9 protein-coding genes are annotated in these 17,155 nt (G+C 68.1%); 3 read left to right on the forward strand and 6 right to left on the reverse strand.

Features of this window, described 5'->3' with window-relative positions; translation table 11 throughout:
* The first annotated feature begins 41 nt into the window (after positions 1 to 41).
* The 3 genes from ACYOEI_RS37140 (at position 42) to ACYOEI_RS37150 (ending at position 3,748) form a co-directional block, all read left to right on the forward strand.
* Positions 42 to 1,154, forward strand: coding sequence for a hypothetical protein (locus ACYOEI_RS37140; RefSeq protein ID WP_462855471.1), 1,113 nt, complete (start codon positions 42 to 44; stop codon positions 1,152 to 1,154).
* Between the two features lie 293 nt (positions 1,155 to 1,447).
* Positions 1,448 to 2,857, forward strand: a complete 1,410-nt coding sequence (locus tag ACYOEI_RS37145; protein WP_462855473.1) for a CehA/McbA family metallohydrolase domain-containing protein — start codon at positions 1,448 to 1,450, stop codon at positions 2,855 to 2,857.
* A 207-nt stretch (positions 2,858 to 3,064) separates the two neighbouring features.
* Complete coding sequence (locus ACYOEI_RS37150) at positions 3,065 to 3,748, forward strand: DUF2306 domain-containing protein (protein ID WP_462855474.1); 684 nt, start codon at positions 3,065 to 3,067, stop codon at positions 3,746 to 3,748.
* A 90-nt stretch (positions 3,749 to 3,838) separates the two neighbouring features.
* Here ACYOEI_RS37150 and ACYOEI_RS37155 read toward each other — a convergent pair whose 3' ends face one another.
* The 6 genes from ACYOEI_RS37155 to ACYOEI_RS37180 all read right to left on the reverse strand — a co-directional run bounded on the left by ACYOEI_RS37155 (position 3,839) and on the right by ACYOEI_RS37180 (position 17,104).
* Positions 3,839 to 4,606: a DUF1559 family PulG-like putative transporter gene (locus ACYOEI_RS37155; RefSeq protein ID WP_462855476.1), complete on the reverse strand. Its 768-nt coding sequence runs from the start codon at positions 4,604 to 4,606 to the stop codon at positions 3,839 to 3,841.
* 193 nt (positions 4,607 to 4,799) lie between these two features.
* Positions 4,800 to 5,786 carry an NAD-dependent epimerase/dehydratase family protein gene (locus ACYOEI_RS37160; RefSeq protein ID WP_462855514.1) on the reverse strand — a complete coding sequence of 329 codons (987 nt, stop codon included), beginning with the start codon at positions 5,784 to 5,786 and terminating at the stop codon, positions 4,800 to 4,802.
* Between the two features lie 2 nt (positions 5,787 to 5,788).
* Positions 5,789 to 7,420: a fatty acid CoA ligase family protein gene (locus ACYOEI_RS37165; RefSeq protein WP_462855516.1), complete on the reverse strand. Its 1,632-nt coding sequence runs from the start codon at positions 7,418 to 7,420 to the stop codon at positions 5,789 to 5,791.
* Positions 7,421 to 7,744: 324 nt separating this feature from the next.
* Positions 7,745 to 8,677, reverse strand: coding sequence for an alpha/beta fold hydrolase (locus tag ACYOEI_RS37170; protein WP_462855477.1), 933 nt, complete (start codon positions 8,675 to 8,677; stop codon positions 7,745 to 7,747).
* A 143-nt stretch (positions 8,678 to 8,820) separates the two neighbouring features.
* On the reverse strand, positions 8,821 to 9,864 hold the full coding sequence (locus ACYOEI_RS37175; RefSeq protein ID WP_462855478.1) for a 3-oxoacyl-ACP synthase III: 1,044 nt from the start codon (positions 9,862 to 9,864) through the stop codon (positions 8,821 to 8,823).
* A 157-nt stretch (positions 9,865 to 10,021) separates the two neighbouring features.
* The gene (locus ACYOEI_RS37180; protein ID WP_462855479.1) at positions 10,022 to 17,104 is read right to left on the reverse strand and encodes a beta-ketoacyl synthase N-terminal-like domain-containing protein; all 7,083 of its coding nucleotides are present in this window, start codon (positions 17,102 to 17,104) and stop codon (positions 10,022 to 10,024) included.
* Positions 17,105 to 17,155: the final 51 nt, after the last annotated feature.

Raw genomic sequence — 17,155 nt, forward strand, 5'->3', positions numbered from 1 at the left:
CGGCCTCCGGCCCGGCCCCACGCCCCGAGGGCCACGACGCGATGGTGATCGACGACCAGCCCACTTCCGAGGCCCAGTCGCCCCTGGAGGATTTCCTCCGGGACTACGCCGACGTCACCGGGGGGATGTGGGATGAGGTCGAGCCCCAGGTCTACGACCTCATGCTCCCCCCCTCGAGCCCTTCCGAGGAGCCCGAGGTCGTACGCGTCGCCTTCGACCCGGAGGCGATCCCCGAGCACCCCGGCGCCCAACTCGCCAGCTACGGGACGCCGCTCGTCAATCAACTCCTCACCGACGCGATCACGCGAGGGCGTCACGTCGAGCTCTACCTCGTGGGCGCGAACCTCGCGCCCCAAGGGCTGGAGGGGCGCGTCCGACGCGCCTTGACGCTCCCCTCGACCCTGACCCTGAAGGTCGATCGCATCCGTCCCCTGCACTTCCCCCAGGCCGCCTACTGGTTCGAGGCCACGTTCGTCAGCGACCAGAAGGAGCAGGAATTGCTGACCACCGCCGTCGACCTCCACTACGGTCGGCAGGTGCGTCACCTCGAGACCTTGCTCGACCGCCCCCACCTCGCCGAAGTACCCTGGGCCCCTTTGCCGGAGGTACGCCACGGCGGCCTGGCGTCGTCCTATCCGATCGCCCGAGACCGTGTGGTCCGCACCCTCGCCGCCCTGGCGAACACGAGGAGCCGCGAGCTCCGCGAGCGGACCGACCGCCAGGTCGAGCGGATGGCCCGCTACTACGCCGACCTCCGCTCCGAGGTCGACGAGCAGGCCACCCGCGCCAAGGCCCGCAACGAAGACCTCGCGAGGTTCGACGGCAGGCGCGAGACCCTCCATCGCGAAGAGCAAATCCGCTGCGACGAACTCCGCCGGAAGAGTCGCCTCGAGGTCCGCCTGCGCCTGATCAGCCTCCTGGTCATCCACCAGCCGAAGCTGCTCGTGCGATGTACCCTGACGTCGACCGCCCCATCGCCGTCCTCCAACCCCATCGAATGCGTCTGGGATCCCCTCCTCGATACGCTCGAAGCCATCCCCTGCCCGACTTGCCACCACCCGACGTTCGCCTTCGAAGTCAACCGCCAGGGGAAGCTCATCTGCCCCTCGTGCTCGGGCAAGACTCCCCCGACGAGCAAGGCTGGACGCCGCTGAGGTGTGGACGATAGTCGATGGCCTCGCGCTCGGTCGTCGGCACGCTCTCAACCCTCGAAGTCGAAGTGCGAATAGCAAGGGGTGGCCGGGTCGGAGCGCAGCGACGCCCCGGCCACCCAGATGTTACGATTTTTGTTATGAGTTATTGAATAATGATATAAATAAAACGAAATTAATTAGGTTGGTCGAGAAACATAACGAACGGGCTCGGCCTTGGCCTGCTCAGTGGTATGATGCGTCGGCTCGCTGCAGGGCGAGCCTCCTGAATTTTCATCCCCTGACGGACTGCAACGATGGCCGAGCCGACTCTCCCTGGCGTTTCCCTTCAACTGTGGCGAGGAATCCTCGCGGCCCTGGCGTGGCTGGTTGCGGCGGGCCCCGCGACGGCCTTGGATCGCGAGGCGCCTCGCCCGAAGTATTCGCCGACCGTGCGGATGACGTTGCCCCGACTCAAGGCGGCCCATGAGGACGCGGAGCGGATCCGGAAGGGCCGGAAGCCGATGCCCCTCCTGCCCGGCCTGTCCGACTACCGGGCGATCCTCCACGCGCACGCCGAGGACTCCGCCCATACGGGCGGGACCCGCCCCGAGATGCTGGCCGACGCGAAGAAGGTCGGCGTCGACGCGATCCTGCTGACCAACCACCACCGCCCGCCCACCGACTTCATCCGCGACAGTTGGCGAGGCCTGCGCGAGGGCGTCCTCTTCGTCCCCGGCTCCGAGGCCCGAGGGTTCCTGATCTATCCCACCCATTCGATCATGGACAAGATGGACGAGCCCAACCCGGCGTTCATCGAGACCGTCCGCGCCGACGGCGGCCTGATCTTCCTCTCGCACATCGAGGAACGCCCCGAGCACCCGATGACCGGCCTCACGGGTATGGAGATCTACAACCGCCACGCCGACGCCAAGAAGGACTCGGCCGGCCTCCTCGCGCTCATGGTCAAGCTCACCGCCCCCGCGACGGTCAAGGAGCTCGAGGAAGGTCTGCGGCTCTACCCCGACGAGCTCCTCGGCGCGCAGGTGACGCGTCTGGACGACTACCTCGCCAAGTGGGACGCCGAGACCAAGACCCGGCGCCTCACCGGGGTGGCCGCCAACGATTGCCACCACAACTACATCCTGCTCGTGAAGATGGTCGACGCCGAGACGGTCCGGATCGGGACGAACGTCGACCGCGACGACCAGATGCGCACCGTCTCCGCCAAACTCCGCCCGGGCATCCGCGAGCTCACCAAGGACCGCAAGCCCGGCGACATCCTGGTTCGCCTGGACCTCGACCCCTATCACCGGTCGTTCCAGGACGTCAGCACCCACGTCCTCGCCCCCGAGCTGACCGAGGACGCCATCCGGGCCGCCCTCCGCGAAGGCCACGCCTATGTCAGCCACGACTGGATCTGCGACCCCACCGGCTTCCGGTTCGGCCTCGCCTCATCCTCTTCGTCCGACCAGCCCACCCCGGCCGAGCTCCGGGCACGGATGGGAGACGAGGTCCCGTTCTCGCCGGGTGGCAAGCTCGTGGCGCAGTTCCCCGTCTCGTGCCGCATTCGCCTGTTGAACCACGGAGACGTCGTCGCGGACGTCACCGGCGACCGCCTGGACCACCCCCTCGCCGGGCCGGGCGTCTATCGCGTCGAGGGTTGGCTCGAGTTGGATGGCGAGTTGCGGCCCTGGGTCTACTCGAATCCGATCTACGTGCGATAATCCGTCGGGTCGACTGGGTTGGAGATTCACCACAAAGGCACGAAGACACGAAGGAATAAAAGAGAAGGTCCGAAGAGGATTCGTTCTCTTGAGTATTCCTCATCTGTGCCCTGGTGACTTTGTGGTGAATAATCCAAATATGGCCTTGCGATCCGTCCAGGCGGCGAGACTCGCGGACATTGCGTTAGCGAGGTTGATGCGTTTGAGATGCGTCCACATCGTCCAAGTGTACTTGTGCGCTTCCTGGCCCTCCTGGCAGGGATCCTGGTCCTCAAGGTGACCGCGGGGATCGTCCTCGGGTATCGCCTGTACTTCCCTCCGGATTTCAGTTCCGACTTCCTCCACGGGCGGGAAGGCCATTTCTGGGGACCTTATCGATGGGCGTTCTACACGCACATCCTCTCCGGTCCGGTCTCGCTGATCCTGGGGTTGTTCCTGGTCAGTGAGGTGTCTCGCGTTCGGTTTCCGAGGTGGCATCGTTACCTGGGAAGGGTCCAGGTCGCGTGCGTGCTGATCTTCGTGACGCCCAGCGGGCTCTGGATGGCCTATCATGCCGCGGCAGGTCCCGTCGCGGCGGTCGGGTTGGCGACCTTGGCGATCGCGACCGCAATCTGTGTCATGCTCGGCGCGAGGTCGGCCGTGGCGCGGCGGTTCGAGGAACATCGCCGTTGGATGTGGCGATGTTATCTGCTCCTTGGCTCGACCGTCGTGCTCAGGCTGATCGGAGGGCTGGCGATCGTCACGGGGATGGGCGCCTTTTGGCTCGACGCCCTGGCGACCTGGATCAGTTGGCTGGTGCCCCTCGCGGTCTTCGAGTGGCGTGAGCGAACGATGAACCGGGTGAGGGGTAAGGATGCTCAAGCCCGTGTGGTGTCGAAGGCCGGCCTGTGACCGCCGGGTCGCCGTCGGGTCCGGGAGATCGGAGGGCGTCAACAAGGTTGCGGCAACGGGCGTGGCGCTTTGGCTACTTGCCCGAGCCGCTCACCATTCGCTGAAGGATTCGTTGTCGTTTCCGGCGATCGAGACCAACGCTCGACGTTCTCGGGGCGGGGTGTCGACCTTCAAGGACCGTACATGGCCGTCGACGAAACAGGCGTTGGTGATTCCGGGGTGATGGAGCTTGGTCGTCGGCCCAAGGCTCAACACGAGACTGTCGTCCGCATCCACCGGAGCCATCCAGGGGATCACGTTTTCCTCCCCGGCTTCGATCACCATGAGCGTCGACCTGTGGGGATCCGTAATCTCAGCAAGGGGGCGTGGCTTCCCCGGCGAGAGACAGCCGTTCGGGCCCGTGCTTGCCAGATAGGTCGTCGTATTGTGAGGGCCTCTCGACTCGGGGCAATGGTATACGGAAACCGCGGATTCGAACGCCTTGGCGTTGGCCGGGTCGTTCCAGGGCTTCGTGAGGTCGATCGACTGGTAGAGCTCTGTTGCGTCGAGATAAGGGAGGATCAGCGTGCGCCAACTGTGCAGCGGGCGTCCGTTCGCGTCCACGGTGTATGCAGGAGGCAAGGCTTTGTAGATCTGCTCATACCCTTGCAATGCCAGGGCGATCTGCTTCAGGTTATTCATGCATTGAATCCGACGAGCGGCACCCCGTGAAACTCGGTTGGCCGGTAGGAGCAGCGCGATCAGGATGAGGATAGCGGCTCCGATCGCGAGGATCCTTGCGATCGAAGGGCCTCGGCCCGAGCTCGGCTTCGAGGGGATCTCGTGGAATTCCGGGTCATCCTCGAAGTGGATGGACATGGATGTGGTCCCTGGAGTTGCCGAGGCCTGAGCGGGTCGCTTGGCTTTCGTCGTCACAGGGCGATGGGGCGATCCCCGTCGACTATGACGTGGGCGGTTTCGAAGTTTCGCCCTCTGCCCCTCGACGCACTCCGAATACGGCCAGGATACCGTCCCGAACACGATCCTGGAACCAACATCCCGTTGTCTTTTCTCAAGACTTGAACGACTGCTCCAGGCGTCGCAGTCCTTCGTCGATGGAGACGCTGGGGCGGTAGCCGAAGTCGCGGCGGGCGGCCTCGATGTTGAACCAGTGGGCGGTCGAGAGCTGGTGGGCGAGGAAGCGGGTCATCGGGGGCTCGCCGGGGAGGCGAAACGTGCGGTAGAAACCCTCGAGGATCGTCCCGGCCAGGAGCGCAACGCGGGGGGAGACGCTCCGGGTGATCGGCGGGACGCCGGCTGAGTGGAGGATCCGGTTGACGAGGTCCCAGAGGGGGACGGGCTCACCTTGGGAGAGGAAGTAGGCCTTGCCCGCGACCGGGGAGCCGGGGGCGAGGTGGTCGGCGGCGAGGAGGTGGGCTTCGGCGGCGTTGTCGACGTAGATGGTGTCGACCAGGTGGTCGTGGCGACCGATGCGCCGGAGCCTGCCAGACTTCGCCTTGGCGATGATCCGGGGGATCAGGTGGTTGTCACCAGGCCCCCAGATCAGGTGGGGGCGGAGGGCCGTCGTGGAGAGGGATTCGTCGTTGGCGGCGAGGACGAGGCGTTCGGCCTCGGCCTTGGTCTGGGGGTAGAAGGATTCGAAGTGGGATGCATAGGGGACGGATTCATCCACCCCCTGCATGTCCTTGCCGTCGAAGACGACGCTGGGCGAGCTCGTGTAGATGAGGCGGCGGACGCCCTGAGTGCGGCAGGCGTCGAGGACGTGGCGGGTCCCTTCGACGTTGCTGCGGTAGTAGTCGTCGTACCGTCCCCAGATCCCGGCCTTGGCCGCGACGTGGAAGACGGCGTCGCAGCCCTCGACGGCGTGGGAGACGGCCGAGGGGTCGGCGAGGTCGCCGCGGATCGGCTCGGCCCCGAGGGCGCGGAGCTCGGGGTAGTCGCCGCGGGCCAGGGTCCGGACGGCGTCGCCCCGGGCGAGCAAGAGCCGGACGATCGCCCTTCCCAGGAACCCGCCGCCGCCGGTCACGAGCGCCTTCATCTTCATCGGACCCTCTTCGCCGCCCAGACGGTGAGCTTCTCGCGGAAGATCTTGGCGTTGTGGCGGATGTCGACCGGGAAGGCCGGGTGGAACAGGATCGTCGTGATCCCTCGGGTGTGCGGGAACCGCGCACCGACCTCGAGCAGTTCGTCGCGAATCCGGGCGAGGGGGGCTCGGGCTTCCTGTGAACCGGGCTCGGCACGGTTCAGCTCGACGCAGAGTATCGGCCTCTTTCGCGACGGCGCCCCGACGCCGACCAGTGCGGTGCGCGAGACGGCCGGGTGCGTGTTGAAGACGGCCTCGCAGGGGATGGTGAACAGGGTGGTTTCCGGTGTGACCACACGATGCGACTTGCGCCCGCAGAACCAGATCCGGCCGCTCGGGTCACGGTACCCAAGGTCGCCCATCCGGTGGTAGAAGCCCCCCTGCCCCTCTCCCAGGTCGGCTATTTTGGCCAGGGCCGTCGATTCCGGCCGGTGGAAGTATTCGCGGGTGACGACCGGCCCTTGGACGGCGATCTCGCCGATCTCGCCGTCGGGGACGAGGAGGTCGTCGGACCAGGTCGGGATCGGGTCGTCGCTGATCCGGATGATCTTGACGGTGATCCCGTCGACGGGCCGCCCGACGCAGACCCCGGCCCCCTGGTCGGTGGCGTGTCGGGTCTCGCCCAAAATCTCGGCGCTGCCGATCGAGCAGACGGGGAGCGACTCGGTGGCGCCGTAGGGGGTGAAGATCTGGGCTCCGGCGCCAAGCATGGCCGAGAACATGTCGAGGACACGGGCCGGGACCGGGGCCCCGGCCGAGATCACGCGCCGGAGTGTCGGCAGGGTGGCACCGATTTTGGTCCCGTGCTCCCCGACCCGTCGGATCAAGGCGGGCGAGCCGAACATGTTCGTCACGCCGAACGACTCGATCGGGCCGAGGATCTTGGCCGGGTCGACCGAGGCGGGGCGGGTCGCGTCCATCTCCGGGATGATCGACGTCATCCCGAGCGCCGGGCCGAAGAGGGCGAAGAGGGGGAACGTGCAGAGGTCGATCTCGCCCGGCTCGATACCGTAGAGGTCGCGGAGCATCGCGACCTGGGTCATGAAGATCTTGTGGGTGTAGACCACCCCTTTGGGGACGCCCGTGCTGCCGCTGGTGAAGAGGATCGCCGCGGTCTCGTCGGCCTGCGTCTCGGCGATCGGGAAGGGCTCGGACGTTGCGGGATCCTCCCGGAGAAGGTCCTCGAGCGCGATCGTGCCCCGCGTCCGCCCCAGCCGACCCGATCCTACCGTCACGGATGTCCGGATCGTCGCGCGGCCCCAGCCCAGGACTCGCCTGGCGAGTTGGGCCTTGCGGATCCCGATGAAGGCTTCGGGCGCCGCCTCCGCCAGGCATGTCCCGAGGTTTTTGAGGCCGATCCCGGGGTCCACCAGCACGGGCACCGCGCCGGCTTTGAACAGGGCGAACGTCAGGGCGAAGAACTCGAGGCTCGGCTTGACCATCAAGACCGTGCGGACCCCTCGGCCGACGCCGATCGTGGCCAATCCTCGCGCGATCGCGTCGCTCTCTCGATCAAGCTGCCGGAACGTCCAGTGCGTATACCTCGCCCGCCCCGCACGGTCTTCGCCCGAGGGACAAGCCACCGCCATCGCATACGGCCGCCCCTCGGCGACCTCTCGTAGCGGGGCGGCGATATTGGTTGGCACGGGAGCCTCGGGGATTAAGTCGGATTTAGCCACGGATTGGAAGATTTTTTAGCCACGGATTGAACACGGATTGAACACGGACGGGAAAATTATGATCAACAGATGACGCAGATGATCGCAGATTGAAAAATAGAAACAAAATCAGATTTTTATCTTTAAATTTTTTAAAATCTTGATTTATCCGTGTTCGTCCGCGTCATCTGTTGATTGTCCATCTTGGTATTCCATCCGTATTCCATCCGTGTTCAATCCGTGTTCAATCCGTGTTCAATCCGTGTTCAATCCGTGGCTGAAAATCTTCCCGATCGGATGAGCCGTCAAGAAGGAGCCAATCAGGGGAATCAGTTCCTCGCGTTCGTCTTCGAGGATGTAGTGTCCGGCCTTGGGGTATCGATGGACTTCGGCGTTGGGGAAGCGGCGGGTCCATTCGTCGAGGAAGTGGCGGTCGAAGACGAAGTCTTTGAGGCCCCAGCCGATGAACATGGGGACGTCGGCGAGGTTTGCGAGGCGGTTTTGGACGTCGGTGACGAGGTCGAAGTTGCGGTCGCCGGGCTTGAGTGGGATGTCCTGGACGAAGCGGTGGATGGCGATCCGATTGGCCCAGGAGTCATAGGGGGCGAGATACGCCGAGCGGACCTCGGCCGGCATCGGGTGGTGCTTGCAGCCGATGTGGGCGGTCCCTCGGCAGAAGGCGTTCAGGCCCCGGACGAACCAGGCGCCGAGGGGGGTGTCGCGGCAGAGCCACAGGGGCCAGGGGAACGGCTTTGTCGGCGGTAGGTGGAACGCGGCCGTATTCAGCACGACCAGCCGGGCGATCCGCTCGGGATGCCTCGCGGCGTAGGTCATGCCGATCATCCCGCCCCAGTCGTGGACGACCAGGGTGATCCCGCGGTCGACCCCCAAATGATCCAGCAACGCCTCGAGGTCGCCGACCCGGCGCTCGAGCGTGTAGCCGTACCGCGAGTCGTCGGGCTTGTCCGAGAGCCCGCAGCCGATGTGGTCGGGGACGATCGTCCGGTATGAGCCCGAACCCGAGAGAGCCTCGACGAGCTTTCGGTAATAGTACGACCACGACGGGTTGCCGTGGACCATGACGACCGGTTCGCCCTGCCCCTCGTCGAGATAGTGGTAGCGCAGGCCGTCGAGGTCGAGGTCTCGCCCGGGATGGGCCCGCCGGAAATCGTCAAAACCGTCGCTCATTCGTGGTCTCGGGCGATACCTGGTTCGGAGAGGGATCGATCAACAGGTGGTGCAGATGAACGCAGATAAAATTTAAAAAACTTTATTTGTTTCTCGTCTGCGTTCATCTGCGTTCATCTGTTGATAGTATTTCCGTGTCGCGATCACCACTCGAGGCCGAGCATCAGGCAGTTGAGCCCGCTGCCGATCCCGAGGAAGGCGACGCGGTCGCCGGGCTTGAGGAAGTCGCGATCCTCGGCGAGCGCGGCGGTGAGGGGGAGGGAGACGGTGCCGATGTTGCCGAGGTACGGGTAGGTCGAGAACTCCTTGGCCTCGTCGATGCCGAGCGTCCTGAGGATCGTGTCGCGGTGGCCGGAGCCGACCTGGTGGCAGATGACCTTGTCGATCTGGTCCTTCATCCAGCCGAGCTTGCGGAGGAAGGCCGCCCAGGTCCTCGTGCCGAGCTCGACGCCGTGCTTGAGCACGGCGATCGAGTCCGTCGTCATGAACTGGTGGAACCCGAACGGGCGGATCGCCTCGACCCCCCATCGGCAGAGGGCGTGGAACTGGGGGGCGGTGTGGGTCACGCCGCCGAGGAGCCGGCGCCGTTTCGACTCGGAGAACGACCCGTCGGTCAGGAGCATCGCGACCGCGCCCGAGCCGCCGGTGAGCGTGGCGAGAGACTCCTTGAACGTCTCCATCGACCCGGTCGCGAGCATCCGCTCGATCTGGATGTCGTTGATCTCGCGGGCGGTCTCGCACGAGACGACCATGCCCGCCCGGATCTGCCCGAGCTCGATCCGGTTGGCGATGTCGATCATGCCGTTGAGGACGCCCAGGCAGGCGTTGCTGACGTCATAAACCGCCGCGCTCTCGCCGACCCCCACTTCGGCGGCAACCCGGCAGGCCGTGGCCGGCTCGAACAGCTCGCGGCAGACGCCCGCGTAGATCATGACGCCGATGTCTTCGGGCTGCACGTTCGAGGTCGCCAACGCCCGTCGTGCGGCCGCGACCGCCCCCTCGGAGACGTGGTAGCCTTCGTCCCACCACCGCCGCTCGACGATCCCGGTCAGGGCCTCGAGCTGCCCTTCGGGGATGCGCAAGGCCTGATAGAAGCCCTGGAGCCGCGCCTCGATCTCGGCCGACGTCACCACCACCGGCGGCAGCTCGTAGCCGATGGCGTCGATATAAACCCGCGAGTATCTCATCGAGTCTCCGCCGTGGGGCGTCCGACGACGCCGGATCGAGGCCGTTTGGGGATTCCGTGTCGATTCCGAGGGGAAGATCTTAGCTTTGCCGGGGCGGCGGAGGATAGACCAACGGCGACCCTTCGCCGGCCCGCAGGGGGAATGCCGGTCGGCCCGGTCAGGCGATCTTGATCGTGAAGTCGTTCATCTGGAAGATCGTCCGCCCGTCGACGGTCAGGAATCCGTCGGCCTTGAGCCAACGTCGGCGGTCGTCGACCTCGGTGATCGTCGCCTGCACGACGACCCGGCCGGCGGTCGGCAGGACCTGGCCTCGGTAGGTCCAGCGGTGGGTGTCTCCCAGGGCGACCGACTCGAACGCGGCCGACGGATCATCGACGAGGCCCCAGCGCTCGGCGGCGACGAACTTGAGCAATTGCAGGAACGACTCCAGGCCGAGCGAGCCGGGGCAGACCGGGTCCTGGTGGAAGTGGGCCTTGAAGTACCAGGCGGCGTCGTCGACGTCCTGCGACCCCTGGATGAAGCCGAGCCCCTTCGGGCCGCCGTCGGGGAGGTACACGTCGATCCGGTCGATCATCCGAAGACGCTCGTCTGGGAACGGCGGCGTCCGGGGATAGTCGAGCGTCCGGGCCCGGGCCTGCTCGGCTTCGGTGGGTCGATACAGGGCCGCGTCGCGGAGCCCGATCTGCTCTGCCAGGGCCTCGGCGCGGAAGAACCCGAAATAGGTGTCGCCCCGATAGACCATCCGGCCCCCGGCGCGGACCTCGAACTCGTAGTTCTGGATGACCATGCCGCCGGAGCGAGAAACCTTGGTGATGCGGACGTCCGTGACCAGCGTGCCGGTCTCCGGCGTGATCTCCTCGAGCTGGACGGCCGAGCCGCCGAGGTTGCGGAACTTGAGGTCGACGTCGCTCGTCAGGGCCGAGCCGATGTAGGCGGCGAGCCACCCGCAAGGCTGGAGGGCCGCCTCCAGCAGCACGGCGAAGGGCATCCGCCTGCTTCGCTCGGCGTCGAAGTACCAGTCGAGGGGAGGGATGTCGTACCTCGCCTCGATCACGCCGCCGGCGACCATCTTCCAGGGCTCGGCTTCGATCGCCGTGATCCGGCTCAGGAACTGGAACGGAGGGCCGGGGAGCCGGGCGATCACCCGCTCCGAGTCGAAGACCCGGTACGGCTCGCCGAACGCCTCGGACGGCTTGCCGACCGCGAACGCGAGGATCCGAGCCTCGTCGTACAAGGCGGCGGGCTCGTCGACCGGAGCCGGCGAAGGGGCGGGCTCGAGCGAAGGAGTACGGTGGGCCCAGAGTCGTTTGAGCGTGTCGAGCGAGAGGCCGCTCATGCGGAGCGACATGTCGGTGATCTCGACGATCGGCTTGCCGTCTGCGTACATCAACGCGTCGACGACTGCGTAGGGCTCGGGGCGATAACCCAGCTCCTTGATCGAGACCTCGTAGGTGACCACCTTCGTCGACTCGATGACCTGACCGCGGCACTTCAGGCGGCTGGCGATGCCCGGGACGGGGTCGCAGGAGACCTCGTCGTGCTCGCCGATCCACCCCATCCGCATGAGGAAGATCCGGAGCGTGTGCAGGCAGCACTCGAACATGAGCGTGCCGGGCATCACGCGGTCGTCGACGAAGTGGCAGGTCATGAACCAGTCGCTGGGGCGGATGTCGGCCTCGGCGCGGATCAGGCCGAGCCCGAAGCGGCCGCCGGCCGGCTCGAGGCCGAGGACGCGATGCACGAGGGTCATGCGGCCCCCCGGCAATCGCGTCGGGGAGGCGAGCGGGAGCCCCGCGAACATCGGCCCGAACGCCGAGGCCAGGTCCCCGCGCCTCAGGGCGTCGACTTGCCGGTCGTCATAAGACTCGGGCCGGAGCGGGACGAGGTCTTGCCAGTCGTCCGGGCGGCCGCCGACCTTCGACTGCCGCTCGATCCTCGGGGCGACGATCCCCTGCCCCGCGGCGAGCGCCTCGGCGGAGAAGAAGCCGGCGCAGCCGTCCTTCATCGACATCAAGGGGGCGCCGGCGACGGTCGCCTCGAAGTGGAAGCGGAAGAGGTACGTCTCCCCCTGGCGGAAGAAGTGGTCGATGTGGATGTCGTAGCGGATGACCTCGCCGGGGCCGGGCAGCTCGCGGTGGAAGGTCACGACGGCGTCGAGGAGCCGGTAGACCGCGAGCCCCTTGGTGATGAAGTCGATGCCGAGGTAGCCGGAGAGGAACAGGTCGGCCTGCCCCGACTCGACGGCGATGCACGTCGGGATCCGCCCGCCGTCGAGGTACCACGCGCCCGGGAGGACGTCGTGCTCGGTGACGACCCGCCCGCCTCCCATCGATCGAGGTTCTCCCTCGATCTCGAGGATCCGGTCCACGAGCATCAACGGCTCGTCGGGGAGCCGGACGCGGGTCGGGTGCGCGTCGATGGGGGCGAACTCGGCGCCGAGCACCGCGGCGATCGAGCCGACGGCGAACTCGAGGCACTGGTCGCGGTCCAGGGCCGGGCGAGGTCCGTCCGGCCGCAACGACACGCGAGGGCTCGGCCCCTCGGACTCGTCGACGACGGCCTGAACTCCGTTGGCACTGCGGGCCTCGGCGGGGAAGCCGATCGTCCCCGAAGGTTCGGCCATCAGCGCCTCGATGAGCGCCATCTGGAACGAGAGCTGGTTGGACAGGGTCTGGCCGATGTGGCCCGAGACCCGGAGGAAGGCCTCGTGCGCTTCGGCCTTGGCGGTCTCGGTGGCCAGGAGCTGGTGTGTCAGGGGTTCGGGCTCGGCGAGGAGGTTGGGCACGGCAAGGGGCACCTGTTGGCGATCGGGCGAGGCGACGGGCTCCGCGACCGGTCGGTAGGATGTTGGGGCCGAGGGCACGAAGGCCGGTCCTGGGGCTGGGGCTGGGGCGGGCCTGGGGATGCCTCCCGGCGCCGGGGGCCCTTCGGGGTGGATCGAAAGCGGAGGCGTTGTCTTGAGGGGCCGAGGGATCCGTGTCGACCGGGCACCCACCTTGATGCGGAGGAGTCGCCTGGACGGGCCTTGCGACGTTGTCTCGGGCCCTGGCAAGGCCCGGTGGCCCGTCGCCAGCGTCTCTCGGCCGTAGAGGCCCGAGAGGTCGACGGGGACGCGTTCGGCGACCAGGCTCGCGAGCAGGCCGAGGATCGTGGCGAGCGGGTCGAGGCCGGCGACGCAGGCCGGCCGGGCGAGGTGGGGCCGTTCGCCGAGGATCTTGCCGATCATCCGGGAGCACGAGCCGCCGGGGCCGACTTCCACGAACGCGCGGATGCCGTCGGCATAGGCCTGCTCGATGACGTTCGGGAAGTCGATCCCGAGGACGGCGTGGGCGACGATCGCGTCGGCGGCCGACTCGCGGTCGGGGACCTCGCTCTCCCCCGAAGCCCCGCTGTAGAACCGGATGCCGGGGGGAGGCGTCGTCTCGAGCAGGTGCAGGGCGCGGTATTCCGGCTCGACCTGGCGGACGACCGAGCAGTGGATCGTGCTAACCAGGGGGAGCGGGAAGAACCGGCCGCCCAGGGCGCGGGAGACGCGGTAGACCTCGGCCCGATCGCCGCCGATGACGGCCTCGCGCGGGGTGTTGACGATCAGGAGATAGGCCCGGTCCTTCCCGGCGAGGGCGGCGCGGACCGCCTCGGCGGTGTTCGGGACGATCCCGGCGACCCAGTCGGCGGCCTCGCCCGGGGCGAGCCCCCAGGCGCGTCGGGCGGCCTCGCAGGGGCCGGCCAGGTCGGTGCGGAAGAGCGTCGAGGTCCGGACCCGTTCGAGCATCGCGTCGCGGCCGGTCCAGGCCCGCAAGGCGAACAGGGCGGTCGACTCGCCCAGGCTGTACCCGATCGTCGCTTCGGGCGCGAGGCCGAAGTCTCGGAGCAGGTCGGCGACGAAGGCCCCGAACGAGACCTGGCCGATGATCGGGGCGCGGTGGTCGGTGAACGCCTCGGGCGGGTCGGCGTTCCAGTAGCTCCCCGGCGCGAGCTGGCTCCCCAGCCGGGTGGACTCGACATCCTGGGCCCGGAGGATCTCGGGCCAGAGGGCCGACAGCTCGCGGCCCATGCCGGCGAAATGGTTCCCCAGGCCGGGGAAGACGAAGGCCACCCTCGCCCCGGGCTCGAGCCGGCCCGAGGTCAGGAAGAGGTGGTCGTTCGACCGCCGACGGGCGGCCGTCCCCTCGCCGGCGGACTTGATTCGGCGCCTGGCCTCGTCGATCAGGTCGAGGAGGGCCGTCCCCTCGTCTCGCCCTCGTTCGCCGGGGGGTCGGCGTTCGACCTCCCGGGCGACCAGGCCCAGACCGAGCTGCCGGGCGGGGTCGTTGGGGTAGGCCCGCCACCAACGCCTCGCGAGCTCCTCGACGGGCGCGTTCGGGTTTTGCTCGGCGAGCGCCTCGAGCTCATCGGCCCGACGCAGGAGGCCCGCGGGGTCGTCCGCCTCGATCGCGAAGAGGGCGAAGTCCCGAGTCCCCAGGGGTTGGAGCCGTTCGGTCGTGTTCGCGGACGCCTGGGGCTCGTACGACTCGAGCACGACGTGGAGGGCGTTGCCGTCGACGCCGAGCGAGCTGACGCCGGCCCGTCTGGGGCCTCGGTCGCGGTCGCGGAGCCAGAACTGCGGCCCTCGGGGCACGAAGAACGGAGAGCCCGGCGCGACGAGGCTCGGATCGGGGGCATCGGTGCCCCGGAAGGGCGGGAGGATCTGCTGGTGGAGCCCGAGCGCCGCCTTGATGAGCGAGGCGAGTCCCGACGCTGCGCCGGCGTGGCCGACATCGCCTCGGGCCGATCCCAGGGCACAGGACGACCCTTCGGGCCAGCCTCGGGCGAAGTCGGCGAGGGCCGGGGCTTCGCGTCGGCCCTCGTCGGGCCGAGAGCTTCCGACGATCTCGAGGTAGCCGAGGCCCGAAGGAGCGACGCCCGAGGCGGCATGTCCGCGCTTCAGGGCGTCACGATAGGCCGAGTCGTCGGTGCCGGTGGCGACGCCGACCCCTCGGATGACGGCGTAGATCCGGTCGCCGTCGCGGACGGCGTCGTCGAGCCGCTTGAGGACCAGGGCCGCCGCGCCGTCGCTGGGGAGCGAGCCGTCGGGCTCTCGGCCGGAGGGGCGTCCGTAGATCGCGTCGTTGCAGGCGACGGCGCGGGGGTCGCAGGCGAGGTCGACCGCGCCGACGATCGCCTCGTCGATCTCCCCTTCGCCGAGGAGTTGGGCCGCGACGTCGAGCGCACGCGTCCCCGAAGTCTCTTCGCCGGAGACCGTGAAACTCGGCCCGCCGACCCGGAATTCCCGGGCGATCCGGCTGGCGACGATCCCGCCGAGCGCCCCCATGGTCCGGTTGGCCGAGAGGGCAGGGCCGACGGCGTCACGCAGGCCCGTGGTCCATCGGTCGAGCCCGTCGCCGGAGAGGCCCAGGCCGAGCTCCTGGTTCCATCGCCGGGCGTTGTCGAGCATCGACCAGCGGACGTGGAAGTTGGTCGTGTTCAGGTCGAGGCCGATCCCAACGAAGACCCCCGCGCGGAGCTTAGGGCCCTCGTCCCAGCCGGCGTCGGCGATCGCGTCGGCGGCGACCTCGAGCGCGAGGGACTGCTGCGGGAGCATCTCCTCGAGCTCCTTGGGGGGGATCCGGAACCGATCCGTCCGCAGCGTGAGCTCCTGGAGAGGATAGCCGTGCCGAGGGGGGCGGCCCGTGACTGGCCCCATCCCGCTCCTCTCGCCGTCCGTGGGCCTCCAGCCGTCCTTCAATTCGGAGGGGCCGACGGTGTCATCGGCACCGAGCACCCGCTCCTGGAACGCCCGGAGGCCGCGATACGGTCCGAAGTGCGCCGACATGCCGACGATGGCGATCGGGACGGCGGGCCGTCCCCCCCCTGCCCCGTCGAGATGGGCTTGCCTCGTGCTCCCGACGTCCGATGAGCCCGGGAGCCATTCTTCAATCAGCGCGTGAGCATTGATGCCGCCGAACCCGAACCCGCTGATGGCGGCGCGTCGAGGGCGGCCGGGGTCGCGTGGCGGCCAGTCCTGCGATTCGGCCAAGACCCGGAACGGGCCCCCTTCGTAGTCGAGCTTCGGTCCGGGCGTGGTGAAGTTCGCGGTGGGAGGAAGCGTGCGGGCGCCGATCGCGAAGAGGACTTTCAGCAATCCGGCCGCGCCGGCCGCGGTGAGCGCGTGGCCGATATTCGACTTCACCGAGCCGATCGCGCATTGGCCCGGCAACCAACCTTCGGGGCCCCAGAGGGTCCGGAGGCTCTGGAATTCGACCGCGTCGCCGACGGGCGTCCCGGTCGCGTGGCACTCGATCAGGTCGACCTCCCGAGGATCCCACCCGGCCCGCCCGTATGCCGATCGCATCGCGCGGAGCTGGCCCTCGGAGCTAGGAGCCAGGAGGCCGCCGTCGACGTCGTTGGAGAGCCCCACGGCCGCGATGGTGGCGTAGATTCGGTCGCCGTGCCGGATCGCGTCGCCGAGCCGCTTCAGGACGAAGACCCCCGCCCCCTCGCCGACGACCAGGCCGTCCCCCTTTGCGTCGAACGGAGACGGTTTGCCGCTGGCCGAGAGCGCCCGGAGCTGCGAGAACCCCATCTGCGTGTAGAGCGGGTCCGGCCGGGACAGCCCCCCCGCCAGCATCGCGTCGGCCCGGCCGGAAAGAAGTTCGTCGGACGCGAGCCTCAGGGCGTAAAGCGACGAAGCGCAGGCGGCGTCGAGCGTATAGGCCCCGCCCCCGAGGCCGAGCGCCGTGGCGAGGAGCCCCGCCGGCAAGCCGGCCACGCACGCGTTGCGAGGGTCGGTCCCCCCAGGCTCGCCGTTGCGGATCCCCAGCCGTTCCTCGAACACCCGCCCGAGCGACTCGCGGGCAAGGGCCGAGGAGGCTTCGGTCGGCAACACGATGTTCCCGAGGACGACGCCGACACGCGCGCGATCCAATCCCGCCGTCGCCGCGTCGCGCCAGGCCTGGCGGCCGGCGTGGAGGGCGAGGTGGAACGTCGGGTCGAGCCGGGCGAGCAACTCGGGGTCGACGTCGAGGCCTTCAGGGTCCAGCGTGAACCCCTCGATGAACCCCCCGCGCGTGGAGTAAACCCGGTCGGCGGCCGCCACCGCTGGGTCATAGGCATCGGCCACGTCGAGCAGCCAACGCCCCGCGGGCACCTCGCGCGTGGAGTCGACCCCCTTCGCCACGTTGGCCCAAAACCGCCCCGGATCGGGTGCGCCGGGGAAGATCCCCCCGAGCCCGACGATCGCCACCCGCTCACCCTGTTGCATGATCTCGCTTCGAAACAAGTCGGGGAGAAGACTCACCACAAAGGCACAAAG

This window comes from Singulisphaera rosea, assembly GCF_054877945.1.